Below are 26877 nucleotides of genomic sequence, written 5' to 3'. Positions count from 1 at the left end.
CTGCTGTCTTGCAGGGTTAGCTTTTGAAATGAAACCGGACCCTTGTCCATTTTCCTTCTTCACTGGCTACCTCCAAAGCTTCTCCGTAAAAATGCCCCAGTCTCCGATGGATATTGGCAAGTCCCACTCCCTGTCTTTCAGAAGACGCGCTCTCGCTGCTCCACAAGGCTTTTATCCGATTCTCGCTCATTCCGTACCCGTCATCCCATACTTCCACTTGAACCCCGGTGCCTGTCGATCGGATGGAGAGCCGGACCGTTCCGCCTTCTTCTTTTTTCATCACCCCGTGGCGAATGGCGTTTTCCACCAACGGCTGGATCGTGAGGGGCAGAATTTTTTTCATCAAAACGGCCGGATCGACATCGTACACAACGGCAAGCCGCTCTTCAAACCGTGCCCGCTCAATCTCCACATAGGCTTCAACCAGCTGCAGCTCATCCTGCAGCAGCACGAAGCTGTCCGGTCTCGGATCAAAGCTTCTTCTCAAATAATAGCTCAGGTGCGTGATCAGTTCCTCTGCACGGGCGCCGTCCGTCTGACATAAAGCGATAATGGAATTCAAGGAATTGAACAAAAAGTGCGGCTTGATCTGCGACTGGAGAAAATCCACCTCCGCCTTCAATGCGGCTTCGACGGACCGCTTCAGCCGGAGAAGCGTTTCGGTTCTGGCCCGAACCTCCGAGGTGCTGAACGGCTTGATGATAAAATCGTTCGCTCCGGCCTTAAAACCGGAAGCCATATCCTGGGCGGAGTAACGCGCCGTCAAAAAAACAACCGGAAGCTCAAACAGGGAATGCTGCTTGCGAATCTGCCGGCACACTTCAAAGCCCGACATTTTCGGCATCATGATATCCAAAAGGACCAGGTCGATATCGGTGCGCGTTTTCAGCAGCTCCAAAGCTTCCATTCCGTTCGTCGCCCAAATTACCCGGTACGACTCATTGGCGAACACTCCGGAAAGCACCTGGAGATTGGCGGGCTCGTCATCGACGGCCAGCAGCGTGAAGAGGGCTTTTTTGCGATGGGAGGCTTCCGCCCGGCTCCATTCCGCTTGCATCGTCTCATATCCTTCCGCTCCCGCGGCGGCCTCCGGAAGCGAAGCCGAAAGCGAGGCTTCCTCCGCCATCGGGAGCGTAAAAGCCATACAGGTTCCCCGGTCCGGCTCGGACCATTCGACCGCAATGTCCCCGTTCATCAGGTGCAGCAATTTTCGGCAAATAAACAGGCCCAAGCCGGTTCCTCCGTACTCCTGCGGAGAGTGGGCCTGCTCGAAGGGCTCAAACACGGTTGCCCAAACGGAGGGAGCCATCCCCGCTCCGGTGTCCTCGACCCGGATGATCACCCGCCCCTCCGCTGCCTGCGCGGAAATCGCAATCGTTCCTTCCTGCGTAAACTTGGCCGCGTTTCCTACCAGGTTATGGAGGATCTGCTTTAACCGGTTTTCATCGGCATAAACGAGGGGCAGCCCGTCGGGAACGGCATTGACGAGCTTAATTCTTTTGCCTGTGAGTACATGTCGAAATAAATCAAACACAAGGGAGACGGTGACCCGGACATCAACCCCGGTGAGGTGAACGGTCAGCTCGTCCCGCTTGATTTTATCCAGATCGAGAATGTCGTGAACCAGTGCAGACAGCCTTCTGGACGTATCCCGGATCAGGGAGAGGTTCTGGACGTGGTCAGGGGGCAGTTCATTCCCCGGCGACTCCAGCATGGATTGGGACAGATTGAGGATGCCATGCAGCGGGGTTTGAAACTCATGCGACGTATGAAGCAGGAACTCGTCCTTCTGTTTGTCCGCTTGCCGCAGCTTGACCGACATGCTCTCGATGGTCTTGTATGCTTCCGAATAGCGGTACGACAGAATCATCGAGACCAGAAAACAAAAGCCGAGGATGGCGTAATACCCCAAGGTGTAATGAAGCGTGATGCTGCTTAAATAGAGCGCGTAATCGGTAAGTCCGACAATGTAACCGGTTAAAGCCAAGATGAAGAGACCGAGGGTTCTTTTGCTGAAGTCCCCGTACCGCCCCTTCCGGAAGGAATGAACCAGCAGGCTCAAAATCATGACGTAAACCGCCATCTGCACGCAGCTGAAAAACAGATTGAACCGCGAATACCATTGAAACGAAGTGAGAAAAACAAAGCCGATATAGAACCCCGTGCCATAGACCACCGACCGGACCAGCCATCGGGGGATCAAGCCTTTGCACATCGTTTTGATAAACATGACCATCGTGATCAGGGAGAGGTATAAAGAGACCGCCTGAATCTTGTAGTACATTTCTCGTGGCAAGGTCACATGCTCCATCAGCATCCGATCGCCGTTGCTCGCAAAAGACCACGCGATGATCATGCAGCTTAAACCGAAATAGAGCAGGCCTTTTTCCTCTCTACGGATCATAAAGACGCCGAGCTGATAACAGCCGAGCATGAGAAGAGAAACGATCAGAATCAGATTGAGGACGGCCGTATGGACATTCGCCGAATAGATCCCCTGGGCGCTCCCGAAATAAAGGCTGTACGGAATCCCGCCCTGGGAATTTTCATAATTGGCCGCATGAATCAAAATGTCCGCCGTATCCCCCTGCACGGAAAAAAAGGCGTTGTACGGTTTGTTTTCATACGTATAGGCGCTTGAGGCCAGGGCAGGCTCCCCGCTTCCGCCGACTTTGCTGCCGTTCACGTAGATCTCGCTGGCCATCCGGATGTTGGAGATCCGCAGCCCATAGGTCATGGACGAAGGCTTCAGCTTGACCTTCAGGCGGTAGGTCGCCGCCCCCTTGGTATGGGGGGTACCGTCTTCCCCGGTATGCTTCCAGAAGCCCGGAACCGTCATATATTGCGGGGATGTTGGGCTCGATGAAGTCCCCGGTTCCGCACCCGGCTCCAGCAGACGGTTCCAGTAAAACTCCCATTGCCCGTCCAGCGAAACCACCTGATTGCTTTGAAAGTCCCATGCGGACAGGTCCAAAAAGCCATCCGTCGCCGGAGCCGGACTGGCCGTCTTGTTATCGGTCGCTTTCACCAGGCCAAACAACAACAGGAAGCATCCAAGCCCCACGGCCATCAGGGCCATTAGCGTTCTTTTCATCCAAAGGTCTACTCCATTTCTCAGCCTTGAGGAAAGACGCAGGAGCGCCTTTTCTCACATTATACCAACATATTCGACAAAAATAGACAAGGAACCTGTATAAGTTCGAGAAATAAAAAAACGCCTTTCGGCGCTGAAATCGTTTTTCGTTCCTCCTGCCTCCTTCTCTGTTACAATGAACCAATCGCGGCCGCCAGCCCTTGCGGATTTTCCCGCACCAGGGATGAAAGCCGCGCATCCGCGCCTAATGGGCCGCGCGATTCACGTGCTCAACCTCCGGCTGCGGCAAGCAAACGGGTATAATACGCGGCGCTCTCCACCATGGGAGTGCAATTCGTATGATCGCCCGAAAGCCCGATCTCAAAAACAAACGCATGGTTTCGAGTATAGGGGAGAACCATCGCCCAGTCGATGGCACCTTGTCCAAGCGGCAAAGAATCATGGGTCTTGCCAAGCGAGTCAACCAGATGAAAATACCGGACAAAGGGCGCCGTGCTCTCCAGAACGCGCTTCAGCTCTCGATTATCGCCGCGAAGGGAAATAAAAGCATGGGAAACATCCATGTTCAGGGGCAGGTTCAAAGGCGCGATCAACTCTTCGATCAGATAAGGATTGCGATAGGAAAAAAGGCCCTCAATCGTATTTTCCCAAAGGAAGAGATCGGGACCAAAGCTCAAAACTTCTTCGATGTTGTCTTTCATCCTTCTCGTTTCCGGAACGCTGATTTGTGCCGAGCTCTCGGTTCCCGCGTAATGGGCATGGATGACACATTGGATGTTTTGCGCCCGGCAGATCGCCGCCAGTTGTTTGGAGGATTGCCAATAGTAGCTTCGAACCTCCGGATCGGAGGACAAAATATCCAGATAGGCACCGTTGATTTTGGTCGGATGGTGAAGAAACACGTTCACGCCCCGTTCCTGGAATAATTCAATGACTTCCATCAATCGCGAAGGATCGGTAAGATCCGCCGCCTCCAGGTAAAGCTCTATGATTTCCGGATGATACTGCAGCCTGTTCTCAATCGCTTTGGCGGACAGGCTGGTTTTTAACCGGATGTAGTTCATCGGTCGGTCACCTCGATTCTGCGGCTTTGCCTAGAGTTGTAATGACTTTTAGCTTCTTGACATCAACTTCAATTAACGAAAAAGAACAGCACGATTTGCCAGGCTGTTCTCTATATCCAGTAATTTCCGCTCAACCCATTTGGTTATTATAACACACACGCGCCTCTCTCCGTTGCGCAACAGGGTTCGCAGCCGCATTCAAAAAAGGGCAACATTCCGGATCTGAATCGTGCCTGAATATTGTTTATAAACAAGGTATGTCATGTGAGTTAGATTGACCAGCCCTAACCCTCTCTCCTCTTCAATCCCATAAGTATTGGAGCCTAAGTCACCGTTTAGTCTTGCTCCGTCAAAATAGATCCGTTCCACCGGGGTATGACCATGAACGACAGGCTTGGATTGAGTTAAGGCAAACAGGCTCTCTTTCGGGACACTGTAAAAATCCGATTCCGACATCCACAGAATGTTCCTGCTCTGGTTGATCAGCGGTTCCCATGGATTTAGCCCTGCATGCGTATAAACATATTCTTCATCCTCATATACCAGCGGCCGATTGCTTAGCCATTCGATGTACTCCTCCATTTCGGGTTTAGCAAATGACCGCTCGAAGTTTTTTAAGGTTTCACGCCCGCCATGACGAAGCCAAAGTTTATCTCCAGTCAAGTGATAGTCTCTGACCATCTCTTCATGGTTTCCCATCAATACATGAACGTTATTCGGATATGCATCCGCCAGTTCCTTCAACACCCGAATGACTCTGGCACTATCCTTTCCCCGATTGATCAGATCTCCGCCAATAACGAGCTGATCTTTGGAAAAATCAATTCGGGTTTGCTGGAGCAATCGTTCCATCCCCACGTAGTCCCCATGAATATCTGTCATAAAAAACTTCAAGCTGCCTTCCCCCTATTGGCAATTCAGGATCATTTCATTTCACACGAGCTCCAACAACCCCATTTCGAGACAAGTCGCTATAGATAATACTTTCTCGCTTGAAGCAAACCGTATTTGCATCGTTTCATCCGTAACCGTAGTAATGGTACCCGTCCCAAACACCCTATGTTTAACAATATTCCCCCGCGTCAACTCTTCTTTATCTCGAATGGCGTTTGGATTATGGGGAATCCCGACACTCCTCTTCATCGTTCCACTTTTACTTTCTCCTTCACTTCTGATGATTCGGGCAGCTGCCGTTGATTTCATCCCTTCATTTTTGATCTGATTGTTAGTCCTTTGCTCTTGCTTCGGCGGATTCATTATGGTCCGAACAGCTGTTACAAACCTCGACTCCCTTACCTTCTCCCCATCTCTCTCACGATAAACCAGGAGTTCCAAATCCTTTTTTGCCCTTGTCATACCAACATAAAAGAGACGTGTCGCTTCCTCCATTAAATCAACACTTCCGAAATCATCCGTCGAGGGGATAATCCCTTCAACCAGGTCAATCATGTACACCCTTTCAAACTCTAATCCCTTGGAGCTGTGCATGGTAGAGAAGGTTACTGCATTTTGTCCTTTTCTGGATTTGGCTGTCTTCAGCACGGCCTCCAAGTGCTTCAAGCGACTCGCAAAAGACTCCATCGTGTCAAGACCCGCTGCGATCTCTTCCAAAGTGTTCAAAATACCGAGCAGGTATTCCTTACGAAAACCGAGCCGATCACACATTTTCTCAAGTGCTTTCTCATAACCAAGCCGATCTCGTATGACACGTATAGCAGGAAGCGGCGGCATCCCTTTCATTTGCTGAAATGTCTCTTTGCAATCCTTTAGCTGCTTCTGTTGATAATCCTGTAGTGGTACCCGATTCAGCAAATTATCAAAAACGGACTCGTTGTTGTCTATTTCAAGCAATGCCGCCATCTGTTGTTTGCTTATGTATCCCTTGAATTTCAAATGGATCTTCTCCAATAGTTCCGGACGCTTGTCTGTAAACGTCATTCGCATGAAATTGAGAATGTCTTCCACAACCCAATGCGAAAAGAAGCGATTGTCGGCATCTTTCATGTAAAATGGAATTCCCGCCCGATCGAATTCATTCATTAATGAAATGGATGAGGAGTTATTGCGATAGAGCACGGCAACTTCCGCAAGATTCCCGATCTTCTGGATTTCCTGAACCAAGAATTTCGCTTGATGGACATAATCAGCAAAACTTTTCATTTTGATCGGCTTGAACGAGGGGTTCTTTGTAAACATGTTCTTGTTGTAGCGATTTTTATTCCGCTTAATGAACTGGTTAGCAACCTCTACAATGTCTTTTGTAGAACGGTAATTTTGCTCCATAAACAAAGTGACCGCATTCGGATATGTCTTCTTAAAATGGAGCAAATAAGTTGGTTCCGCACCTCTCCAGCTATACAAGCTTTGATCGTCATCCGCAACCACACAAAGGTTTTGATGTTTTTGCACCAGCATTTCAATGATCGCATGTTGAACCATAGAGGTATCCTGACTCTCGTCTGTCAGGACGTAATCATATTTTTGTTGATAGTTTTGAAGGAGTCCGATATCTCGCTCTAGGACCTTTACGCAAATGGTCAGCATGTCATCGAAATCGATAAGCAGCTTGCTGTATCCCGATTGTTTGTATGTCTCGTATTCGCGCAGGATCTGTTCGGCTTCTGGCACATCAACTTTCACCATGCACCACTTTTCGGGCGGGATCATTTTGTTTTTGATGAAACTGATGTAGGTCGTAAGTTCATCCAATTGTTCATCCGTAATGTTCTCGCCGACAATTTCTTTAAAGAGCCTTCGCAATATGAACTTCTTGTGTAGCGGCGGAGTCCTTGAATCAGCGGATTCCTGTACCTCCAAGTCGACTTCACCCTCGATAAGTTGGAAAGGGGTTTTGGTGGCACGCAAATGTTCTCGAACAACCTCAAACGCAAAGCTATGGATGGTGGAAAAATCGACAGGAGGAAGCTGAGGAAAAAATCGTTTGAACCGTTCCGACATATCGCTGGCCGAGGCGCGACTAAAGGTAACAGCCTTTATACGATCGGGACGAATCCCCTTTTCCTCAATAAGATAACCAATTCGCATGATGATCGTCGTTGTCTTGCCCGAACCAGGAGAAGCCAGCAAAAGCAGCGGTCCCTCTGTCTGGAGAACCGCTTTCTTCTGAACACGATTTAATTCAACGCCCAATTCTTTTTTCTGTCGAGTGAAGAAATCTTCAGTATTGCTCATACCCTATTTACCCTTTCAAGCGGCTCCACGTGCCCTGATAGTCTATCACGGATGATGATTCTATTGAAACTTGGTAGAGTTATCGTGAATCGAATGAACAGCCTGCAGTTTACAACGATTGGTTCGGTCCTGGATTTGAACATGGTTCCTGCCCGGAGTTTCTCAATTCAGGGAAGAAATAATCTACTAACGCTTCGTACCGATCCTGCGCCGACCTGCAGGTTTCCAGCAAGTATCCCTTCTCCGAACGGTACTCCTTCAGGCCGCGGTAATAAAACAACTTATGCTCATGGTCAATGATGAACGGCGTAATGTTATGCTGTAGGCATTCCTTAAACATGATAATCCTGCCAACCCGGCCATTGCCGTCCTGGAACGGATGAATACTCTCAAATTCGTGATGAAAATCCATAATGTCCTCCAGCGATATATGGGACCTTTGATGATACGCGGCTAATAGCTTACCCATCACGGCTGCCACTTTTCCTGGGGCGGTTGTTTTCATATCCCCAACCACATTGGGCCTTGCTTTATAATCGCCTACCCGAAACCATTCTTTTCTCTCATCGGAAGTGTTCCTCTTTAGAATGCGGTGAAATTCCTTGACCATATCTTCAGACAGACTCTCCTGTGCATGTGCTAGCATATGGTCAAAGCAGACAAAATGGTTTACCGTCTCCATAATGTCATCAACATTTGCCGTTTCTTCCGGGTCCACATGCAGCGTATTCGTCTCAAAAATATAACGAGTCTGATCCTCTGACAGCTTGCTGCCCTCAATCCGGTTGGAATTATACGCAAGCTTAATTTGGGTCTGATGATACAGCCCCCCTTTAAGCCCCATTCTCATTTCTTCCTGCAAAAGCTTTAACAACGTTTGGTTGGCCATTAGCTTTCTCCTAATCGTTCGCAAGAGATTCTTAATTTGAGAATCAGAACTGATCCAGCCTATTACTATCATTATAGCATTCTGGCATGCAAAATATGCAGCTGCGCCACTTCATTCTTCATCTATTCGGAGCCGTAATCGTAGCCCCGATTGTTGTCTCTCGCCACAATACAAAAAAACTCCGCCGCGGAGGGGAGTCTATAAAATCATCATAATCAATTGCTTCTTCCGCTGCGTTTCCAGTAAACATTCTCGCGCTTGTGCTTAATGCCATAGATCCATACTTTTGCCGAATCTTCATCAACCTCAAACACCAGAATGACCTGATAAAGTCCAAGCCTCGCCCAAAGTCCACGAAGTTTACCGTTTTTGATCTGCTTGGCAGTAAGCGTAGGGGTATACTGTAACCGATCAAACGAATCCAGGTAAATGCGCTCCTTCACTTCTGGTGGATAGGCAAGTATCCCGCTTAATTCATCAATAGCGGATTGCGTCCAATATACGCTATATATTCTGTCCATGTTCGAATTCCCTTATCTTTTCCTGCAAATATTCGAGCCCGGTTTCCTTTCCATAAATATGCCCTTGTTCACGGTCCTCGCGGCTACGCTGTACCTGGTGGATCAAATCCGAATCGTTTTCTAGAAACGAAAAATCCGGTTGATCCTGATCTGATTTTTCGCGTTTCATGTTCAAATATCCAATGAAATCATACACCTGGAGCGCATCTTGCTCCGGTATTTGATCAATCAGCCTTTTCAATTCTTCCCGGTTTATCCCCATCCTCTTCAACTCCTTAATTTGTAATCCCGTAGGGGAACTTTTAGTTCATTATATCATAAACGGGCATCGACAATGCATTCATGGGAATTAGGCCAAATACACATGTTCATTATGCCATAAAAGAAACTGAGCGGATGGTCGTTCCTGTTGCTCTTGCGGCATTTCGGCCAACTTCTTACCATGATACGCATAATACTCTTTTCCGTTACCATAGTCCTTTTTAATCCGTTTGCTTACTTCAATTTGAAGATCCTCATTGATCGTGAGATAGCCCCGGTCAAACAAGGTGTGCATATCCTTCCTCAACAAAAGACCGTTGCTCGTCACATTCGGTCCGTTTTGAGAAAACGGCTTAATATGTGCTGCTTCCAAAACCGGGAGTGTTTTCTCGCCAGTAATGGCGCACCGGCGATGATAAGCTTCCGTGACCAAGACTTTAAATGCTCCTTGCCCTAATCTCGGAAAAACCGTTTGAGCCGATCCATATCGCCTTGCTTCACTTTCATCTGCCACAAGCTCAGACATACTCAATAACTGATACTGAAGCACAGACTGAACCCGCATATAGAGTTGCTGCCCTAATTCAGTCTCCGTATCGTATGTCTTTCCCTGTACAATATTCGGCTTCCAATCCTCGGGAACTGGAATCCAGTCCTTTTTCTCGAAGAAAAACGGCGTGGTGAGAATGATACAACCGATAGTTGGATCAGGTTCAGTGCGATGATCCGTTTTTCTGTATTTGTAAATGGCATTTCTGAAGCTCAGATAATCCCTTGTGCCATTTTTATTGCCAAAGGCCTCCCAGGCTAACGATATAGGCAAAAAAGAATGGCGGACATAAACACCGCCGCCAACAATATAATTTAGCGGACTATGCAATTTGAACAGAAAAAGTGCATTGGGTGGTATAGCTTTAAAAGCTTGCTTCCCACCTGGTTGCCAAAAGTTCAGTTCATCTGGTTTCTCAGCAGCCAAATATTGAAACCAATTATGGTCAGTTACTCCAATATAGATTTTCACATCGCATTCACTCCTAGCAAACAGGCTCGACTAACAAAATGTAGTAGTTCTGTCTAAAATGATTCGCGAGCAGATCTTGACTAATAAGTTCCAGCATCAATAAAAAGGAATGTTTTTCCTATTATTATTAGAACACTATATTTCAGATTTTGCTTTAATGGACTCAATTTAGTTCGAGCGCTACATAATCAAAAGACTTTTATAAGACTCCAGCTACTAACATTGTAAAATAAAACCCACAACTAAGAAACAGAGATTCAAAGAAAAATGTATCCATAAGATACCATTTTTCTTTAAATCTCTGTTAACCAAAGACATTATACATAATTTTCATCATTTCCAATTCTATTATTAATTAAAGTTTCCAACTTTTCTAACTCAGCCTCGATAAAATTTAGGTGATGCTGAGAAGTTAAATGCAGTATCTCAAACTGCTTAACTGCTATTTTTTGTAATAATAATTCTTTTCCTTTTAAACTGCCTAAACCGACATTTAACTCAAATTCTTTTAATTTTATATCAAAGTTTTGAACACGCTGTTGAGCCTCACTTTTTAATTTGATCAAATCTTCTCTCCACAAGTTTAATAATCCCCTTACCGTTCTCAGTTTGATTAGATTCTACAACCATTTCTGCCGGTCACAATCGGCTGCCTTGGGCACCATCAGTCAAAGGAGAGAAGAGCGACATTAAGCTTCACGTGTCTTTGTTGACCGAGACTGGCGAGCTCCACCGGGTAACGGAATCGACGGGAAAGCAGCACGACTCGACCCTGTGCAGTGTGGTAACAGACGCGCGCTTCATTTTGGTTGCGGATCGTGCCTACGGGAAGCATAACCAGTTTGATGCCTACATGGAGCAGGAGCAACGCCAGTATTTTGTCATCCGGTTGCGAAACAACACGGTCCTGCATCAGCCTGTTTATCGTGAACGAAAACGTCTCTATGCCCATACGATTGAGCAAGATTTGACCTGCCAACTCGGAACAAAAGCGTCCTTGACCCGATATCGATTTCGGGTCGTAAAGCTGAAGGATCCCCAAGGCAACCCCGTTGTTCTGGCGACCAACTTACACCGACCCTCGGCGGAGAAAATTGCAGAAATCTACCGACAACGCTGGCAAATCGAAGTGTTTTTTCGATGGATTAAACAGCATTTAAATGTGCCGAAACTTTTTGGAACAACACCGAATGCCGTTTTCGGACAATTATACACCGCATTAATTGTGTACGTGCTGCTTCAGTACGTGTACATGCAGGGAAATTGTCAGGTTCACCCAAGTGCTCGATTATCTTTTGCAGAGTTTGACCGACTGATTAGCTTGGCAGCCTTGCCTCCCGAATGGGTGGTTTATTTGGCTCTTCATTTAGCATTGCCATAATCCAGTTTCCGGTAAATCAACAGGCGTATGTAAATCTACTTTTTGAACGGTCTCATTTCGTCTAAATAGCTTTATGAACTATGTCTATAAGAGAGTCGATTGTTCTCTCCATTTCTTTTCTGGTCTCATCCAAGTCTACAACTCTATAATGCCCTATTTCATTCCGCAGCTTAGTGTAAATTGTTTCTTTAATATGAGTTGTTTTATCTTTTTTCAGCCGTGGACCATCAAGATACTGTGAAGCGATTTCACCTATAGCTTCAATTATAAACTTATCCACATATTCCTGCTTTTCAATTCCATTATCATCCTTAGTGCAGTATAAAAGAATTAAACAAAGTAACATAAACTTCGCAGTAACATCCCTATTTGACAACGCAACTCTAAATAAGTTTTTAGCAATATTTTCGGACGACGTAGGAGGTGCTTTTACAATATTGCTCAATGATTGAATCAATTCTTGTTTCTCATCTAATTTTAAAATGTCATCCATAGGTCTTCTAACTGTTAAACTCGAAACTAGAATAGCCTCACCTTTATTAAAAATTTTATACTCTACTAAGTATACATTACCAGCATATAACTTATATTTAGTCGAGAGTTCAATAATGATGTTATTCAAGCTCGTTTGTACAGCCTTCTCCGCTTCTTCCAGACTATTTACATCTGACAGAGAAAACTCAATAAACAAAGCGTAAAGGGGATTGCTTTCTTTACAAATTTTAAGTTTAACCTCTTTTAGCTTTTTACCACCAATCTGGATTATTGTTTCATCTTCAAAAAGGTATTTATCAATTTCAACATAGTAGCGTAATGTACTCAAGTCAGACATCAAAATCACGCCCTTCTCCATGTCTAATATTCGAGTTTCGCTTCACTCCAATTGCAGCCCGCCTTGTTTCTGCCGCTCGATCATCCCCAGGTAGCGGTCAAGCCGCCTTTCCTCCAGGGTGGCGATCATGTCGGCAAAGGGCTTCAAGTCCCGATGCACAGCGTAGGCTTCCAGCGCGTTGAAATAATCCAGCCGGGCCTCCTTGGCAATGGAGACGGGCAGAAAACCATGGGCCATCAATTGGTAGTTCATGATGAGCCGCGAGGTTCTGCCGTTGCCGTCGGCAAACGGGTGAATGCGGACAAACTCCGCGTGGGTCCATGCTGCAAGCTCAATGGCGTTGGTGGCATCTTTCTCTGGCAGATCAGCATAGAAGTTCTTTACCTGACGGTACATCTCATTCGGTGCAGGCGGCGTATGAGCGGCGCCTGAAATATATACTTCCACATTTCGGTAGATGCCGCCCACCATAATGTTCTCCATCAGGATGGCGTGAATATCTTTAATGATGATTTCATCCAGCGGCAAGCCCTGGGCAATGCAAGCTTTCACATGCTGGTAAGCCTTATTGTGGTTAATGACCTCATAAATCTCCCGCAGCTTCTTGCCGCCTACGGACAACCCTTCCTCCAAAACCACCTTGGTTTCCAGAAGCGTCAGGGTGTTTCCTTCAATGGCTGTGGAGTTATGCGTATACTCCAGTTCGAACGCTTGCACATAGCTTTTGACGGTAATCTCCGGGAGTGTATCTTTAGCCTGCTCGTATAAGGCTCTTTTGCGCAGCAATTCTGGGTAATCCACACTGCTCACTCCTTCCTCTTGTTTCATTACCGCATGTTCTGTTCTGGATGTCAATTGAAATGTAGACAAGAAAACCGCCATTAGAAGCCCGCGGATTTCCGCCCTAATAACCCTGTAAATATCTTGAATAAACACCCTGTTTTGTGTCATTAAAGAAGTCCATCCATGGAAAGGGCACTTTTGGGCCCAAAATCCGCCAACCAAATAATGTAAACAAAAATCAACATGCAGTGTGGTATACTCTTTGAAAACCACTACATATTGTGGTTTTTACCCTTTTCCGATAAAGTCCATCCGAGTTACGCACTCCACGTGAACCGTATGCGGAAACATATCCACCGGCTGAACCTCCACCGTCCGATACCCGCCATCCTCCAGCACACGCAGGTCGCGGGCGAGGGTGGCCGGGTTGCACGAGACGTACACGATGCGCTCGGGGCGCATGGCGAGCATCGTGTCGAGCAGGGCCGGATCGCAGCCTTTGCGCGGCGGGTCGACGACGATGACGTCGGGGGCGATGCCGTCGGCGCGCCAGGCGGGGATGACTTCTTCGGCTTTGCCGACGGCGAAGTCGACGTTGGTCAGGCCGTTTAGCTCGGCGTTGCGGCGGGCGTCGGCGATGGCTTCCGGCACGATTTCGACGCCGTAGACGCGGCCGGCGTGCCGGGCCAGGAAAAGCGAGATCGTGCCGATGCCGCAGTAGGCGTCGATCACGGTTTCGCCTCCGGTCAGGGCGGCGTACTCGAGCGCTTTTTGGTACAGAACTTCGGTTTGCACCGGGTTGACTTGATAGAACGAACGCGCCGAGATCGCGAACTTTACGTCTCCGATGGAGTCGTAAATGACTTCATCGCCCCACACGGTTTCCGTCCGGTCCCCGAAGATGACATTGGTTTGCCGGGCGTTGTAGTTGACGCCGATGCTTTTAATGGCCGGCACCGCCGCACGAATGGCTTCCACCAGCTTGTCCTGCTGCGGAAGCCGGTCGCCGTTGATGACCAAAACGGCCATCATGTCGCCGGTGCGGAAGCCCATTTTGACAACGACATGGCGGAGCAGTCCGCGTCCCGTTTCTTCATTATAGGCGGTGATGCCGAGACCGGATGCGGCCGCCTTTATCTTTCGCACCACATCGTCGTTTGCTTCGTGCTGGATCAGGCAGGCGTCCATGTCGATGATGCGGTGCGTGCCCTGCGCGTAGAAGCCGCCGACCAGGCCGCCTTCATTCTCCCCGATCGGAACTTGTGCTTTGTTGCGGTACTGCCAGGGCTTGTCCATGCCGATGACCGGATGGACAGGGATGGCCGGGCGGCTTTCGCTCCCTAAGGCGGCGCGTCCGCTGGCCGGTTGAACCGGCAAAGTGGCCTTCCCTGCCTCGCTGGCCTGCTCCGTCCCTTTTTCCTCTGCCTCTCTGGCCTGCTCCGTCCCTTTTTCCCCTGCCTTTCCGGCATGCTCCGTCCCCTTGTCGCCTGCCAAGCCGCTCTCTACTTCCGCCTCCGCCAGCCGCGTCGGCAGCTTGCCGATCCGCTCCAGCGCGTCGATCACCATCTGCCGCTTGTGCCGAAGCTGTGCCTCGTAACTCAAATGCTGGAGCTGGCAGCCGCCGCATTGATCGTAAATCGGGCAGGGGGCGGCGATCCGGTCGCCGCTCGTTTCCAGTACCTCCAGCAGCTTTCCGTAGCCGTACTGCTTTTTGACCTTGAGGACCTTCGCTTTTACCCGCTCGCCGGGAAGCGTGCCCGGGATGAACAGCGTGTAGCCGCTCACCCGGCCGACGCCTTCGCCTTCATGGCCGAGCCCCACGATGTCTGCAACGACCTGGTCGTTTTTGGCGACGGGCAGGTCCTTTTCCCACGCGGCGCTTTCTTTTGGTTGATGTTTGCTGGTTTGCCTCGTTTTTTTCATTCGCGGACCCACCTGGCCTTTCGTTTGCATTCCCGGGAAAAACGAAACGGGAGCCGCTTTCGCCCCCGACAGTCTCTCCTTTTTTCACCCGACTCTATCGCTTGAACCCCTTGCAAGGCATCTCTTTTATCAGTTTTATGGCTTGAGGGCCGATCGGACACCTTTTCGATTCTGCTATTATGCCGGCACCGGTTGACGCGGTGTATTTTTTCATCCTGAACCGTTTTCTATATAAGTTGAGTTCCTCAAACGTCCCTCACCCCCCGTCCCTCACTGCAAAACCGAATTCGGCTTCGCCTTTGACTTGTACGAGTATTCCCCGTTTTCGCTGGCGAAAACCTCCAGGTGCGAGGGGAGCAGGGAAATTTCGCAGGGCAGCGTGCCACCGTATTCGCCGTCCAGGTTCAGCTGGACGTAGTCGTTTGAGGTTACCTTCACGTAGGAGGTCGTCACGTAGCGGATGTGCGGGTCGCTCATGTGCTCGCCGCGCATGGCGGCGGTGGCGAGGCGGATGAACTCCGGCAGGTTGCATTTGCGCACGATCACCAGATCGAGCTTGCCGTCGTGCAGGTTGGCGTCCGGCGCGAGCTTTTCGAAGCCGCCGACCGAGTTGCTGTTGGCCGCGAGGAAGAGCATAATGTCTTCGTCAAACGTCTCTTCGTCCGTCTCGATCGTCACCTGGATCGGGCGCAGCCAGGCGAGCTTTTCCAAGCCTTTGACGTAATAGGCCAGCTGGCCGATCAGCGTCTTGAGACGGCTCGGCACCTCATAGGTCAGCTCCGTGAGCGAACCCCCGCCCGCAATGTTGATAAAATACTTCTGGTTGATCTTCCCGATATCGATCGGCACCGTCTGCTGCTGCAAAATCAGATCGCAGGCCGCCTCGTGGTTGCGGGGAATGCCCATCGCCCGGGCAAAATCGTTCGTCGTCCCGAGCGGCAAAATGCCCAGCTTCGGGCGCACCGGATGCTCCGCCAGCCCGTTGATCACCTCGTTTAATGTGCCGTCTCCGCCGGCTGCGATGACGATGTCAAAGTCCCGGTGAACGGCTTCGCGCGCCGCCAGCACCGCGTCCCCTTCTCCGATCGTCGCGTGCGTGGACGTCTCCAGTCCGCCCCGCTCCAGCCGCTGCAGAATGTCCGGCAGCTTCCGGCGCATTTCCTCCCGGCCCGAGGTCGGGTTATAAATCAATCGTGCTCGCTTTGCCATCTATGACCACCCTATAATCAGGTTTCATTCCATTTTATTCGCATCGGCGTCCGCCTTATTCCGCAGCCGCAGCGCTTCCTGTTTGATCCACTCCGGCAAAAGAGGGTGCGGCAGCAGCGCTTTTCCGCTGTACCGGCAGGAAATGCCCTTCAGGCGGGAGGGAATGACCGTCTCCGTAAAAAAGCCCTCGCTCAGAAAAAGCGGCACCACCAGCGGCTCCCGGTCCGGGCGGCGCAAAGCGGCTTCCCGCACCTTGCGGGCAAGCTCTTCCTTGTCAGGGTTGAGGAGCGCCGTTACCGCCTCGGGGTAAGCGGTCCGCTCCAAAATCCGGCGCGCCAGCGAGTCCAGCGTGCGCCGATAGCAGGCTTCGAGCGCCGGGTCCGAGCTTCCATGGCCGACAAATACCGGGAGCTCCCGTTCCGCATCGTTCGACAGCTCCAGAAGCTTGTCACCGAGCATGCAGGCGACGAGCGGGTCGTCGTCCAGCGGCCTTCCATAGTACACGTTCGCCGTTCGCGGGATGGCTTCTTCTCCGGCTCCAAGCATGGCGGCAATTTCGCCGACATGCCCGCTTCCTTCCGAGATGAACAGCGGGATTGCCAAAATATCCGTTACGCCCCGGCCCTCCAGCTCCCGAATGCCGTCCAGGATCAACCGCCCGGGAACATTCTCCAGAAAGCAGGAAAAAACCGGGATTCCATCGGGAAGAAGGACCCCGGCCGCCGCATCGTCCACCAGCCGCACCCAGTCCGGGTTTTGCGAGCCGTGGCTGATCACCAGTACGCCGTATTTATGCATCGCTCAGAAGCTCCCCCAAAGGAATCAGATACCTTACATGCTACTGATTCCCCGGGAAATTGTCAATTCGTCCCTGGCTCCAAAAAAGGCGTTTCCTTCCGGTGCCAAAGAGCTATCGCTCGCTGGACCAGCCGGGAATCCCCCGGTGGAAGCTGCCCTCCGGAATTACCGGTCGAGCCGCTCCAGCGCCAGCTTGTAGCCGTCGTTGCCATAGTTCAGGCAGCGCTTCACGCGGGAGATCGTCGCCGTGCTCGCGCCCGTCTCCGCTTCAATCTGGTTGTACGTGTTGCCCTTGCGCAGCATTCGCGCCACTTCCAGGCGCTGGGCGAGCGACTGGATTTCGTTCACCGTGCACAAATCATCAAAAAACGTGTAGCATTCCTCGCTATCCTTTAAGGTCAGGATCGCCTCAAATAATTGATCGATCGACTTGTCGTTTAGTTTTTTAAGCTGCATCGTCTGCGGTCTCCTTCGGATTCGGTTCCTGGAATCGAAAAACGGGATGATGAAAAGGTAGGCGTGCGGCCTTTTGTTCCGAATACCGATATCATTCGCTGCGGGAAGGGCGAATTCCTGCCCGGCCGTTTCAAACGGTGAAATTTTTCAGCGTTAGCGCACTAAATCCGCAAAAGCGAACAAAAGCGGGACATTCGTCCATACCAAACGTTTGCCTACTTCATAGATTATAACCAAAACACCCACAAAAGGAAAAGGGCGTGAGCCAGTGACAACGGATCAAAACAGACCGGCAGCTTACTCGGTCGTTCCATATCAGCCGCATTCCGCCGGAGCTGTACAGCAAGCCGCCATCTCCTCCCACCGCGTTCCCCGAGGAACCCGCGCCGCGGCGGATCGAAGCCTGGCGCCGGGAGGAGGCTTCGGCAGCGGCTTCCCGGGGGGCGGCGCAGGCGGCGGGTTTCCTCCCGGCGGCGGCAGCTTTTTGCCGGGCGCGTTTGGCCCCGGCGCAGGAGCGCCCCTTCCGCCCGGAGCGGGCGGGGGCTTTGGCGCGGGCGGAGGCTTCGGCCCGCCCGGCGGGCTGGCCGGGCCTCCGGCGCTGCCCGGCGGCGGAGCGGGCGGAGGCGGAGGAGGCGGCTTGCTCGGCGGCCTCTTGGGCGGCGGCGGTCGTCCGCCATTCGGAGCCGGCGGCGCGGGCGGCCGGCCCGGCGGGCTGCTCGGCGGCCTCCTTGGCGGTGGCGGGTCGGGCGGCGCAGGCGGCGGCTTCAACCTCAACCAGATCAAATCGGTGGTGGATCAGCTTGGCGGCATTCAGGGCGTCATCGGCACGATCAGCAAGGTGCAAAAATTCATGTCCCAAATGCAGCAGGTCGCCCCGATGCTGAAGCTTCTCGTCGGCTCTCTCGGCAAGTCGAAGGATGCGGACGAGGAGGCGCCCATAAAGGCCAAACGCCGGCGCTCCGGCAAAGGCAAGCGGAAGACGGCACGCCGCGGCACCCGGCGCGGGAAGACCGGACGCAGCACGGCAGGCAAACGGCGGAGGTAACCCCTACCTCTGCCGTCTTCCAAAGCAACTCTTGCCGACGTAGGCAGGCCCGCCGATTGGCGGGCTTTTTTTGATTTTGCTACAATGGGCTTGAGAAATCGGGAAATCAACCGAGCGGAAAGGGTGACGCAGATGATCCGAGTTTATCCCGCAGACGAGCGTTACCGGGTCGACCGGGGCTGGCTCGTGAGCCGGCCGAGCTTTTCCTTTGGCGATTATTTCGACGCGGACAACACCGCCTTTGGCGTCATGCGCGTCTGCAATGACGATACCGTTGCGCCTGGACGCGGCTTTGGCCCGCATCCGCACAGCGACATGGAGGTGGTGTCCGTGCTGCTGCGCGGCGCCATCCGGCACGAGGACAGCCTCGGCCACACGGTGACGACCGGAAGCAGCGGCGTGCAGCGGATGACCGCCGGCAGCGGTATGATCCACGCCGAATACAACGCCTCCGATTCCGAAGAAATGGAGCTGCTCCAGCTCTGGTTTATGCCGAACGAACGCGGGCTGGAGCCTTCTTTCGAAACCTTCGATTACGATTCGTCCGCGATGATCGACCGCCTGCTGCCGGTTGTTTCCGGTTCGGAGCTCGAGGGGGTCCGCACGGCGTTTATTCACCAGGACATGACCCTCTACCTCAGCCGCCCGGGCAAGGACGCTTCGCTCGTATTCCGGCAGCAGCCGGGACGCCGCGTTTTTTTGTTCGTGATGGAAGGACGGGTGGCGGCCAACGGCATCCCGCTTGCCGCGAGGGATTCCGCCCGGATCACGGAGACGCCGGAGCTGACCCTGCGGGCCGAGGAGCCTTCCTATTTTATGCTGATCGACTTGCCCTAGCGCCTCATCCGAAAGGAGGGATTGACATGAAAGAAACGTTCATCGTCCGGCACGCCGTGGGCGGGCGCACTTTTCTCGACTCGGACAAGCAGCTTCTGGACTACCGGCTGGACGAAAAAGACGGCCGCTGGACCTTTACGGTGCACACGCCGTTTACGCCCCAGGTGGAGGAACTGCTCAAATGGAAGGACGAGTTGAATGTGTTTCTTTTTCGGGAAACGCCGGGCGAGCCGACGGTCAAGCTTTGGTTTTATGTAAAAGAAGGCCCGGTCAGCTACCAGCCCGAACGGCAAAGGCTGACGATTGTCGCCCAGGACCGCATCGAATACGTGCCGGAGCACTTCGAGGGGGAGCAAAAACAGAGCCGCTGACCGGTTTACCGCCGTTTGCGCGGAATGCGGGCGTCGATCTCGCTGACCACAAACGCAAGGTCGTCATGGCCGTACACCGACATGGCGTCCAATAACGCCTCGGTGTCCCGCTCTCCCGCCTCATCCTTCGGGACCGTTAACTCGACCGCCGCGAGAAGCGCGGCGTTGTCGGGCTGGTCGGGGTAAGCCAGCCGATAGATTTCCTGCGGGTCGAGACCCAGATTCACGCACCACTGCGCGAACGCCAGGATCACCGTTTCCTCGTCGCGCCGGTAGCGGCGGATCATTTCCTCTTCCCGTTCTTTTGCATTCATGCGTAAAAACTCCTTTCCGGTGGTGACTTGTAGCGATGGTAATCATGAACGAAAAAATAAAAGCCGCCGAGGTGGCGTTAACCGGCCTGAACGGCGAAGACCTTGGCATTGTCCCGACACGCGAAGCGCTCAAGCTGGCGAAGGAGCTGAAGGTCGATCTGGTCTGCGATTCACTGTTCAGCAGTCCGCCGCCGTGCCGTCTGGTCGGTGCGGGAAAAGCCAAGCAGGAGGCGCAGCAGGCGCGCAAGGCCGCCCGCGAGCCCAAGGTGAAGGAGCTTCGCCTGAGCGTAAACATTGAACAGCATGACTACGACACGAAAAAAAGGCAAGCCGAGCGCATCCTCGAAGCCGGGGATTCCGCGCTGCTGGTCGTCCGCATCCAGGGCAAAGAAGGAGCGAAGGCCAAGGAGCTGCTGGAAGAGCTGCTCCGCGACCTCGGTCCGCTCGGCCGAAAAAAGACCGGCATCCAGCTAAGCGGCAAGCAAGCGGCCGTGCAGGTCGACCCGCTGTAGGCGGGAGAGGCTGTTGCCGCAGGGCAAAGGCGGGCTGCCGCAGGCAGGCAGCCGCCGATGGCGAAGGCGAGTTGCCGCTGGCAGGCAGCCGCCGATGGCGCAGGCGAGTGGCTGCTGACGCCGGTAAGCTGCCCCCNCAGCTCCCTTCCGCCGCCCATCCGGGCTGCCGACATCCCCGGCCGGTTAGCCGTCTCTCGAATTGCCGGCTCCTTTCGGCCCATCGACGTCCCTGTCCGGTCAACCCGGTTTACCAGCTCCCTTCCGCCGCCCATCCGGGCTGCTGACATCCCCGGCCGGTTAGCCGTCTCTCGAATTTCCAGCTCCTTTCGGCCCGTCGACGTCCCTGTCCGGTTATTCCCGCTTCCTGGCTCCTCTCAGGCTGCCGCGTCCCCGGCCCCTTATTCCGGCTTCCGGTAATACCGGTCCTGCTTCGCCCAGCTGGCCGGGAAGTGGCTGCCGGCCGGCGCGTGAATGGTTTTCCAGCTCCAGGACGTTTTGTTGAAGACCAATGGAGCCGGAGCGCCCGCCGCTCCGCCGTCCGCCGCCTGCGCAAGCAAAAGCGAACCGAACGGCTTTACGCTGCCTGCTTTTCCGCCAAAAGGATCGGGGATCGCCTTCGGCTGTCCGCCTGCCTTCCAGTAGAAATAGCGGGCGGCTTCTTTTTTGTCCGCCGCAGCCGGTACAGTCAGGTAAACGCCCTCGTCGTCGTAGGCTATCCATTGCCCCGGTTGAACCGCCCGCGCTCCGCCCTCTCCCTGGTAACGCACGACCGGTTTGCCTCTCTCTGCTTCCCGCCAAAACAACCCCGTACATGCCACGGCAGGCAGCGCAGCGGAAACGTTGTACCATTGGGGTACGTAGGCTTGCGCGGCTGCCCTCCGCTCCTCCAGCAGAACCGTCCCTTTTTCACCGTAAACTTCTCTGTCGATCGAAACGGTTTCGTCCGCGTTCCACCTCTGCCAGGACACGTACAGCCGGTCTTTTTCGGCATCGTACGCGAAGCCGTTCAGGCTGGCCTGCCGCTCCGTTTCGCCGGGATATGAGGTCAGGAGCAGCTTCCGCCCGGTATTTGTGTCGTAGCGGTACACATCCTTCCAGTCCGACGAGAGGAACATCCGGCTATCGATCCAGGCAACCGGCGGCCAGTTGTTCGGCACCTGATGGCTTTGCTTGGCAATGACGAGCGGCGCTTTTCCTTTTTGCTCCAGCACCAGAGCGAAGTAGTCGCCCGGCGCGTCCCCCTCCTTGCCGCCGACCCGGATCATGCCGATGTAGCGGCTGCCGTCCGGAGCGAAGGAAACCTGCTCGTAGAACCGGTCCAGCTTGCTCCAGCCAACCTTTTTCCCGCTGACGGAGTGATACCATGAGGCCGGTTTCGGGTTCAGCAGTACAAGAAAATGAGCCGGACCATCGCCCAGGTAATTGCCCTTTTTGCTGTAAAGGCCGCTGAGGTCGATTTGGGTTTCGGTCTGTCCTTTTATCGGCGTAATCCGGTAGCGCCGGTCGTCCAGCCATTTGCCGAGTCCCGCCGGGTCGCGGTAGTCCGTCCGCATCGGCTCGCTGAAGACCAGCGTTGTCTGCCGTGAATCGATCACCGGGATAACGGTTCGATAGTCGGAACCGGCCAGCACCGGACCTTCCTCCGCCTTCATCGTGAGCGGCGGCATTTTTTCAAACGTAATCGAGGGCAGGTCCCCAAACGTCAGCACGGCCCGCTCCCCGCCGACATCCATCTGCCATTTGTAGCGAAGCGGGTCCTCCGGGTGTTCCTGCGCGATGCTGAACGAGCCGCCTTCGGCACGGATCAGCTTCAAAAGCCGCTCCCGGTCCGCCGCCTTCGTCTCCTTGCGGAAGGAAAAGAAGCCGTAAAGCCGGTCGGCCTGCAGGGCATACGTTACAATTTGCTTGGGGTAAGCGCCCTCCGAAAAAGAAACGATCTCCCGCGACGAGCGTGCGTCCATCTGGCCGAACCAAAGCTCGGTAATGGCTGCAGCAAAGGTTCCGCTCCGTACGCCGCTTGCCAATGTAATATCAGAGGCTGTAAGGCCAAAGATATCGGAAATGCCGGGTTCCACGGGGGCAGCAGCCGCTGTGCCGGTCCCAGCCGAGCTGGACGCTGCTATACCAATTCCCTCTACGCCCGTCTCTGTGTTAAGCGAATCCCCTGCGTCGGCCTTTTGGTTCAAAGCCGGTATTGTGCCGGCTGCGTGCTGCCCCGGCCCGCAAGCGGTCAGCAGAAGCAAAACGCCGCAAAGCAGAACGGTTGTTGATCGATTCCATCGGATCATTTTCCCAGCTCCCATCATTAAACGAATCGGCAAGGTGCCGCGTACGGCATCTTTACTTACATCTATGACGGGGATTGGATATAAATGGTTGCAGGTATGGCAGCCCTAACCGCAAGGGATAAATTCTGCGTTAATTCGAGACCGGCACGGCGCCGTAATATTCCTCCAGCGTTTGGCCGGTGCGGGCCAGCTCCTGCGCCAGCTCGACGCCAACGTAGCGGATGTGCCACGGCTCATAGGTGTAGCCGGTGACGGCTTCCTTGCCCTCCGGGTAACGGATGATGTAGCCGTATTCCGGCGCGTGAGCCGCCAGCCATTCCGCCTCCGGCGTTCCGGCAAAGCAGGCGTCGGCGGCGCAGTAGCCGGTGCTGCCGGACACGTCGATGGCGAGGCCGGTCTGGTGCTCGCTGTAGCCGGGGACCGCGCTGTACGTTTTCGCTTTTTCCTCCCCGTCCTTCGCAACGTAGTTGTTAAACAGCGTCGTCTGCGTCGCTTTGGAGCGATAGCCCGAAACGCCGCCCAAGTGAATGCCGTCCTGTTCGGCTCCGGCAAACAGCTTCTCCAGCGCGTCGGCCGCTTCCTGGCGCAGCATCCGCTTTTCAATCTTCTCGTCGAAAATAAAATGCACCTCCGGGTAAACCAAATCCGTCGGCTCGTAGCCATCCGGCAGGCCAAACTCTTTATTTACGAGCACGGCGATGCTCTCCGGGGCGGTCTCGCCTTTCGGCACTTCCGGCGCAGGTGCTGTCGCTCCGGGCTCCGCGCTTGCTGCCGCGGATGTCGCCGCGGTCGGCGCAGCCTCCTCCGCCTCATCCTTGCCGCAAGCGGCCAAGCCGAGCGTCAGCGCCGCGATCAACGTCAAGGCCGCCGCCTTCCGGACGGTTCTGGCCTTTACCGATAACTTTTTCATTCAGGGTTCCTCCTCAAAAATGTGGGCCGTACAACGGGGCCCTTACCCGCTCTGCTGCGATTAAGACATAGATAGGACGCACGACAGCAAAAAGAGGTTGCCGGGAACCGGTCCCGGACAACGAAAAACCGCCCGGAGCAGCCCGGACGGTTTCGGGATTACGGCAGCGGTACGCCGCTGCAAGGCCGCGCTTTTGTTAGTCGCGGGAATAGCCCAAAATGCGGAGAACGTACAGGAACAGGTTGATGAAGTCCAGGTAAAGGTTGAGAACGGCCAGCGGAATCATTTCTTCCGTGAGCCCGTGTTTGTAGTTCGAGATGTCGTACAGGATGTAGCCCGAGAAAATCAGCGTTCCGCCGATGGCGATGCCGAGGCCCAGCGTGCCGCCGAAGCCGCCGAGGAACAGGCCGACCAGGCTGAAGCCGATGAGCGTGATAAGGCCCATGACCAGGAAGCCGCCGAGGAAGCTGAAGTCGCGTTTGGAATAGTAGGCGTAGAACGTCAGCCCGGCAAAGATGGCCGCCGTGATCAGGAACGCGGTGTTGACCATCGAGAAGCCGCCCGCATTGGACGCGCCCGCTACCGCCGGGTACATCGTCATGCCGGTGATAAAAGCGAACGAAAAGACAAACGGGAAGCCGATGGCGCGTTTTCTTTTCCGTACGAAGAACGCGGAGATGATCATCACGAACTGGACGACGACCAGCGGAATGAAGAGCACCGGCGGAATGAACATCCCGGCCAGCGTTCCGATAAACGAAATCAGGATCGAGATCGTGAACATGCGAAGCAATTTGTGAAACGAGTGGTTATATGTTTTCTCTACATGCAATGTTTCTTGGCTTTGCTGAAATTCCAATCGGATTCCCACCTTTGCGCAATTTTGGAGCGGATGCTTTGTACTATTATACCATAGCCGAAGACAAAATCATGCTCCTTTTGACCGAAAAAATGCGGAAAACCCGCCGCAGAGCGCCTGTCACGGCCTCTGGGCGGGTTTTTCGGCGGTTGCGGGAATCCGGGCGCGGCGGTTCATCGAGCTTCCGCTTGGTTGACCCAATCGGGCTGCGGTTCTAGCGTTGACCCGCGCGCCTCCCGGACCGCTGAGCCGAGGGTCGGCAGCTAGAGACAGCGCACCGGGCCGCTGAGGTAATGATCAGCCGCTTGCTCTGGCCGCATCGCGACGCGGTTCTAGCGATCAACCGCAACGCCCCCCTGGATCGCAGAGGTATTGATCCAACGCCTGGCAGCCCCATCGGATCGCTGAGCTAATAGTCAAACGCTTGCTCAGCCGCATCCCGCCGCTGTGCTTTTGATCAGGCGCTTGCTCGGCCGCATCGGGATCGATAGGCTAATCTGCCGCGAGCCCGGCTGTATTGCGACGCTGAGCTAATCTCTCACCGCTTGTCCAGCCACATCGCGCCGCCGAGCTATTATTCCGGCGCTTGGTCGGCCGCATCGACTTCGGCTTCCGCACGGTCTTCCTCCTCGGCCAGCCGCTCCAGCGCGGCAAGCGCCTTGCCTGCGATATCGCTTCGGTTGTGCTTGCCCTGGAAGCGGATGCGCTCCGCCGCCGCGTAAGCTCGGTCGCGGGCATCGGCGATATCGGCGCCCCGGCCGACCACCCCCAGCACCCGCCCTCCGGCGGTGACGAGCTGCCCGTTCTCCAAGGCTGTCCCGGCATGGAACACAAGCGCATCCCATTCGGCGTCCTCGACGCCTTCGATGGACAGCCCTTTCGGGTACGAGCCGGGATAGCCTTCGGAGGCGAGGATAACGCAAACCGCCGCGTCGGCCTCCCACTGGATATCCGCTTCCTCCAGCCGGCCTTCGGCGGTGGCAAGCAGGATTTCCAGCAGGTCGGACTCCAGCCGGGGCAGAATCACCTGCGTTTCGGGATCGCCAAAGCGGGCGTTGAACTCAATCGTCTTGGGCCCGTCCGCCGTGATCATCAACCCGGCGTAAAGCACGCCCCGGAACGGGCGGCCTTCCGCCACCATCGCATCGGCCGCCGCCTGGACGATCCGGTGCGCCGCCTCTTCCACGACGGCGTCGGGAATGTGCGGCACTGGCGAATACGTGCCCATTCCGCCCGTGTTTGGCCCCTGGTCGTTGTCATATACCGGCTTGTGATCCTGCGAGGATACCATCGGGCGGACCGTCGAACCGTCGACGAACGCGAGCAGCGACATTTCTTCGCCCTGCAGGAATTCTTCGATCACGACGCGGTTGCCGGAATCGCCGAAGGCTTTGCTGATCATGATGTCCGCAAGGGCTTTTTCCGCCTCTTCCATCGTCCGCGCGACGACGACGCCTTTTCCCGCCGCAAGCCCGTCCGCCTTGATCACGATCGGGAGCGTTTGCACGCGCAGGTAATCCAGCGCCGTCTCGTACGTATCAAACGTCTCATATGCAGCCGTCGGTATTTTGTACTTGCGCAGCAGGTCCTTCATGAACGATTTGCTGCCTTCAATAATGGCGGCGTTTTTGCGCGGCCCGAACACTTTGAAGCCCGCCGCCTCCAGGTAATCGACGATGCCCGCCGCAAGCGGATCGTCCGGACCCACCACGATAAAATCCACATTCCGTTCTTTTGCCGCTTGCGCGATGCCGGGAAAATCCATCTCCGTCACCGGCACGCATTCCGCCAGCGCCGCAATGCCGCCATTGCCGGGCGCGCAGTACAGGCTGCCGATGCGCGGGCTTTTGGCCAGCGCCCACACGATCGCATGCTCCCGGCCGCCCCGGCCGATCACCAACACGTTCATTTTTCGTGTTCCTCCCTGTAAAAAGGGACGCGCTTTCCCGGCTATCCGGCTGCTCCTGCTGCCTGTGACCGCGGCGCCCCTTTGCATTAGTTCTTGCCGTTCCGGCACCAATTGAGCCGCCCCGAGCAGAAGAATTTGCGATTGAAGGAGAAAGGTTGAGGGAAATTGCTGCATTTCTACACTTATTTCCTTGAAAATCGATGGTCTGGGCTGAAATTACTGCAATTGTGCATCAATTCCGGACAAAACGGCGATTTTTCGCTATTTCCAAGGGGAATTAGTGCACTAATGCAACTATTCCTCCATTTCCGCCCCTTCTCGAACAAAATAACTGCATTTTTGCAACAATCCACCATTACTCCTCCTGACGAACGGCCTGGGCTGCTTGACCGACCTTACCCGCCAATG

At 53.9% G+C, this 26877-nt stretch carries 24 protein-coding genes and 1 pseudogene; 5 read left to right on the top strand and 20 right to left on the bottom strand.

Features of this window, described 5'->3' with window-relative positions; all coding sequences use genetic code 11:
• Positions 1-16 precede the first annotated feature (16 nt).
• The 9 genes from AC6I6H_RS11080 to AC6I6H_RS11040 form a co-directional block, all read right to left on the bottom strand.
• Positions 17-3094, bottom strand: a complete 3078-nt coding sequence (locus tag AC6I6H_RS11080) for an ATP-binding protein (RefSeq protein ID WP_497953829.1) — start codon at positions 3092-3094, stop codon at positions 17-19.
• Positions 3095-3363: 269 nt separating this feature from the next.
• Complete coding sequence (locus AC6I6H_RS11075) at positions 3364-4158, bottom strand: sugar phosphate isomerase/epimerase family protein (RefSeq protein WP_497953828.1); 795 nt, start codon at positions 4156-4158, stop codon at positions 3364-3366.
• Positions 4159-4356: 198 nt separating this feature from the next.
• On the bottom strand, positions 4357-5052 hold the full coding sequence (locus AC6I6H_RS11070) for a metallophosphoesterase (protein ID WP_497953827.1): 696 nt from the start codon (positions 5050-5052) through the stop codon (positions 4357-4359).
• Between the two features lie 39 nt (positions 5053-5091).
• Positions 5092-7350 carry an ATP-dependent helicase gene (locus AC6I6H_RS11065; RefSeq protein WP_497953826.1) on the bottom strand — a complete coding sequence of 753 codons (2259 nt, stop codon included), beginning with the start codon at positions 7348-7350 and terminating at the stop codon, positions 5092-5094.
• A 109-nt stretch (positions 7351-7459) separates the two neighbouring features.
• Positions 7460-8239: a Fic family protein gene (locus tag AC6I6H_RS11060; protein WP_497953825.1), complete on the bottom strand. Its 780-nt coding sequence runs from the start codon at positions 8237-8239 to the stop codon at positions 7460-7462.
• A 215-nt stretch (positions 8240-8454) separates the two neighbouring features.
• Entirely contained in the window at positions 8455-8760 is a 306-nt protein-coding gene (locus AC6I6H_RS11055; protein ID WP_497953824.1) for a type II toxin-antitoxin system RelE family toxin, read from the bottom strand.
• A complete protein-coding gene (locus AC6I6H_RS11050; RefSeq protein WP_497953823.1) occupies positions 8744-9022 on the bottom strand; it encodes a hypothetical protein in 279 nt (92 codons plus the stop codon). Before AC6I6H_RS11050 ends, AC6I6H_RS11055 begins: the two co-directional genes overlap by 17 nt.
• Positions 9023-9109: 87 nt before the next feature.
• The gene (locus AC6I6H_RS11045) at positions 9110-10042 is read right to left on the bottom strand and encodes an HNH endonuclease (RefSeq protein WP_497953822.1); all 933 of its coding nucleotides are present in this window, start codon (positions 10040-10042) and stop codon (positions 9110-9112) included.
• 317 nt (positions 10043-10359) lie between these two features.
• Positions 10360-10608, bottom strand: coding sequence for a hypothetical protein (locus AC6I6H_RS11040; RefSeq protein WP_497953821.1), 249 nt, complete (start codon positions 10606-10608; stop codon positions 10360-10362).
• Between the two features lie 59 nt (positions 10609-10667).
• Between AC6I6H_RS11040 and AC6I6H_RS11035 the strand changes: the two are divergent.
• A pseudogene (locus tag AC6I6H_RS11035) lies at positions 10668-11423 on the top strand (IS4 family transposase); the annotation flags it as partial.
• A 61-nt stretch (positions 11424-11484) separates the two neighbouring features.
• Here the strand turns inward: AC6I6H_RS11035 and AC6I6H_RS11030 are convergent.
• From AC6I6H_RS11030 to AC6I6H_RS11005, 6 genes are all read right to left on the bottom strand, one after another.
• Entirely contained in the window at positions 11485-12255 is a 771-nt protein-coding gene (locus AC6I6H_RS11030; protein WP_497953820.1) for a hypothetical protein, read from the bottom strand.
• Positions 12256-12297: 42 nt separating this feature from the next.
• Positions 12298-13206: a Fic family protein gene (locus tag AC6I6H_RS11025; protein ID WP_497953819.1), complete on the bottom strand. Its 909-nt coding sequence runs from the start codon at positions 13204-13206 to the stop codon at positions 12298-12300.
• Positions 13207-13326: 120 nt separating this feature from the next.
• Positions 13327-14961, bottom strand: a complete 1635-nt coding sequence (gene rlmD, locus AC6I6H_RS11020; protein ID WP_497953818.1) for a 23S rRNA (uracil(1939)-C(5))-methyltransferase RlmD — start codon at positions 14959-14961, stop codon at positions 13327-13329.
• 270 nt (positions 14962-15231) lie between these two features.
• Complete coding sequence (locus AC6I6H_RS11015; RefSeq protein ID WP_497953817.1) at positions 15232-16170, bottom strand: diacylglycerol kinase; 939 nt, start codon at positions 16168-16170, stop codon at positions 15232-15234.
• Positions 16171-16194: 24 nt separating this feature from the next.
• On the bottom strand, positions 16195-16968 hold the full coding sequence (locus tag AC6I6H_RS11010; protein ID WP_497953816.1) for a sirohydrochlorin chelatase: 774 nt from the start codon (positions 16966-16968) through the stop codon (positions 16195-16197).
• Between the two features lie 165 nt (positions 16969-17133).
• Complete coding sequence (locus AC6I6H_RS11005; RefSeq protein WP_497953815.1) at positions 17134-17424, bottom strand: YerC/YecD family TrpR-related protein; 291 nt, start codon at positions 17422-17424, stop codon at positions 17134-17136.
• 268 nt (positions 17425-17692) lie between these two features.
• Between AC6I6H_RS11005 and AC6I6H_RS11000 the strand changes: the two genes are divergently transcribed.
• The 3 genes from AC6I6H_RS11000 to AC6I6H_RS10990 all read left to right on the top strand — a co-directional run bounded on the left by AC6I6H_RS11000 (position 17693) and on the right by AC6I6H_RS10990 (position 19677).
• Positions 17693-18469: a hypothetical protein gene (locus AC6I6H_RS11000; protein ID WP_497953814.1), complete on the top strand. Its 777-nt coding sequence runs from the start codon at positions 17693-17695 to the stop codon at positions 18467-18469.
• 132 nt (positions 18470-18601) lie between these two features.
• Positions 18602-19306 carry a pirin family protein gene (locus AC6I6H_RS10995; protein WP_497953813.1) on the top strand — a complete coding sequence of 235 codons (705 nt, stop codon included), beginning with the start codon at positions 18602-18604 and terminating at the stop codon, positions 19304-19306.
• A gap of 26 nt (positions 19307-19332) precedes the next feature.
• Positions 19333-19677 carry a hypothetical protein gene (locus AC6I6H_RS10990; RefSeq protein WP_497953812.1) on the top strand — a complete coding sequence of 115 codons (345 nt, stop codon included), beginning with the start codon at positions 19333-19335 and terminating at the stop codon, positions 19675-19677.
• A 5-nt stretch (positions 19678-19682) separates the two neighbouring features.
• Here AC6I6H_RS10990 and yxiS read toward each other — a convergent pair whose 3' ends face one another.
• The gene (gene yxiS, locus AC6I6H_RS10985) at positions 19683-19991 is read right to left on the bottom strand and encodes a protein YxiS (RefSeq protein WP_497953811.1); all 309 of its coding nucleotides are present in this window, start codon (positions 19989-19991) and stop codon (positions 19683-19685) included.
• A gap of 35 nt (positions 19992-20026) precedes the next feature.
• On the opposite strand from yxiS, the gene infC reads away from it, so the two are divergent.
• Positions 20027-20503 (top strand): translation initiation factor IF-3, encoded by a 477-nt coding sequence (infC, locus tag AC6I6H_RS10980; protein WP_497953810.1) that lies wholly within the window; start codon positions 20027-20029, stop codon positions 20501-20503.
• A 398-nt stretch (positions 20504-20901) separates the two neighbouring features.
• On the opposite strand, the gene AC6I6H_RS10975 is transcribed toward infC, so the two are convergent.
• The 4 genes from AC6I6H_RS10975 to purD all read right to left on the bottom strand — a co-directional run bounded on the left by AC6I6H_RS10975 (position 20902) and on the right by purD (position 26469).
• Positions 20902-22791: a hypothetical protein gene (locus tag AC6I6H_RS10975; RefSeq protein WP_497953809.1), complete on the bottom strand. Its 1890-nt coding sequence runs from the start codon at positions 22789-22791 to the stop codon at positions 20902-20904.
• Between the two features lie 130 nt (positions 22792-22921).
• Positions 22922-23701 carry a M15 family metallopeptidase gene (locus tag AC6I6H_RS10970; protein WP_497953808.1) on the bottom strand — a complete coding sequence of 260 codons (780 nt, stop codon included), beginning with the start codon at positions 23699-23701 and terminating at the stop codon, positions 22922-22924.
• Positions 23702-23897: 196 nt separating this feature from the next.
• Positions 23898-24560, bottom strand: coding sequence for a Bax inhibitor-1/YccA family protein (locus AC6I6H_RS10965; protein WP_497953807.1), 663 nt, complete (start codon positions 24558-24560; stop codon positions 23898-23900).
• A 574-nt stretch (positions 24561-25134) separates the two neighbouring features.
• Complete coding sequence (gene purD / locus AC6I6H_RS10960; protein ID WP_497953806.1) at positions 25135-26469, bottom strand: phosphoribosylamine--glycine ligase; 1335 nt, start codon at positions 26467-26469, stop codon at positions 25135-25137.
• Between the last annotated feature and the right edge of the window lie 408 nt (positions 26470-26877).

Source organism: Gorillibacterium sp. sgz306347, from assembly GCF_059735245.1.
Note: the sequence above shows the minus strand (reverse complement) of the source record. Positions and strands in the feature narration are given on the sequence as shown.

Bases quoted from the DNA above. Each gene is read 5' to 3' on its own strand.
- yxiS (WP_497953811.1), bottom strand. From the start codon at position 19,991: ATGAATGCAAAAGAACGGGAAGAGGAAATGATCCGCCGCTACCGGCGC.
- AC6I6H_RS10990 (WP_497953812.1), top strand. From the start codon at position 19,333: ATGAAAGAAACGTTCATCGTCCGGCACGCCGTGGGCGGGCGCACTTTT.
- AC6I6H_RS11075 (WP_497953828.1), bottom strand. From the start codon at position 4,158: ATGAACTACATCCGGTTAAAAACCAGCCTGTCCGCCAAAGCGATTGAG.
- AC6I6H_RS11060 (WP_497953825.1), bottom strand. From the start codon at position 8,239: ATGGCCAACCAAACGTTGTTAAAGCTTTTGCAGGAAGAAATGAGAATG.
- AC6I6H_RS11065 (WP_497953826.1), bottom strand. From the start codon at position 7,350: ATGAGCAATACTGAAGATTTCTTCACTCGACAGAAAAAAGAATTGGGC.
- AC6I6H_RS11050 (WP_497953823.1), bottom strand. From the start codon at position 9,022: ATGGGGATAAACCGGGAAGAATTGAAAAGGCTGATTGATCAAATACCG.
- AC6I6H_RS11005 (WP_497953815.1), bottom strand. From the start codon at position 17,424: ATGCAGCTTAAAAAACTAAACGACAAGTCGATCGATCAATTATTTGAG.
- AC6I6H_RS11055 (WP_497953824.1), bottom strand. From the start codon at position 8,760: ATGGACAGAATATATAGCGTATATTGGACGCAATCCGCTATTGATGAA.
- purD (WP_497953806.1), bottom strand. From the start codon at position 26,469: ATGAACGTGTTGGTGATCGGCCGGGGCGGCCGGGAGCATGCGATCGTG.
- AC6I6H_RS11015 (WP_497953817.1), bottom strand. From the start codon at position 16,170: ATGGCAAAGCGAGCACGATTGATTTATAACCCGACCTCGGGCCGGGAG.
- infC (WP_497953810.1), top strand. From the start codon at position 20,027: ATGGTAATCATGAACGAAAAAATAAAAGCCGCCGAGGTGGCGTTAACC.
- AC6I6H_RS11080 (WP_497953829.1), bottom strand. From the start codon at position 3,094: ATGAAAAGAACGCTAATGGCCCTGATGGCCGTGGGGCTTGGATGCTTC.
- AC6I6H_RS10995 (WP_497953813.1), top strand. From the start codon at position 18,602: ATGATCCGAGTTTATCCCGCAGACGAGCGTTACCGGGTCGACCGGGGC.
- rlmD (WP_497953818.1), bottom strand. From the start codon at position 14,961: ATGAAAAAAACGAGGCAAACCAGCAAACATCAACCAAAAGAAAGCGCC.
- AC6I6H_RS11025 (WP_497953819.1), bottom strand. From the start codon at position 13,206: ATGACACAAAACAGGGTGTTTATTCAAGATATTTACAGGGTTATTAGG.
- AC6I6H_RS11010 (WP_497953816.1), bottom strand. From the start codon at position 16,968: ATGCATAAATACGGCGTACTGGTGATCAGCCACGGCTCGCAAAACCCG.
- AC6I6H_RS11030 (WP_497953820.1), bottom strand. From the start codon at position 12,255: ATGTCTGACTTGAGTACATTACGCTACTATGTTGAAATTGATAAATAC.
- AC6I6H_RS10975 (WP_497953809.1), bottom strand. From the start codon at position 22,791: ATGATCCGATGGAATCGATCAACAACCGTTCTGCTTTGCGGCGTTTTG.
- AC6I6H_RS10970 (WP_497953808.1), bottom strand. From the start codon at position 23,701: ATGAAAAAGTTATCGGTAAAGGCCAGAACCGTCCGGAAGGCGGCGGCC.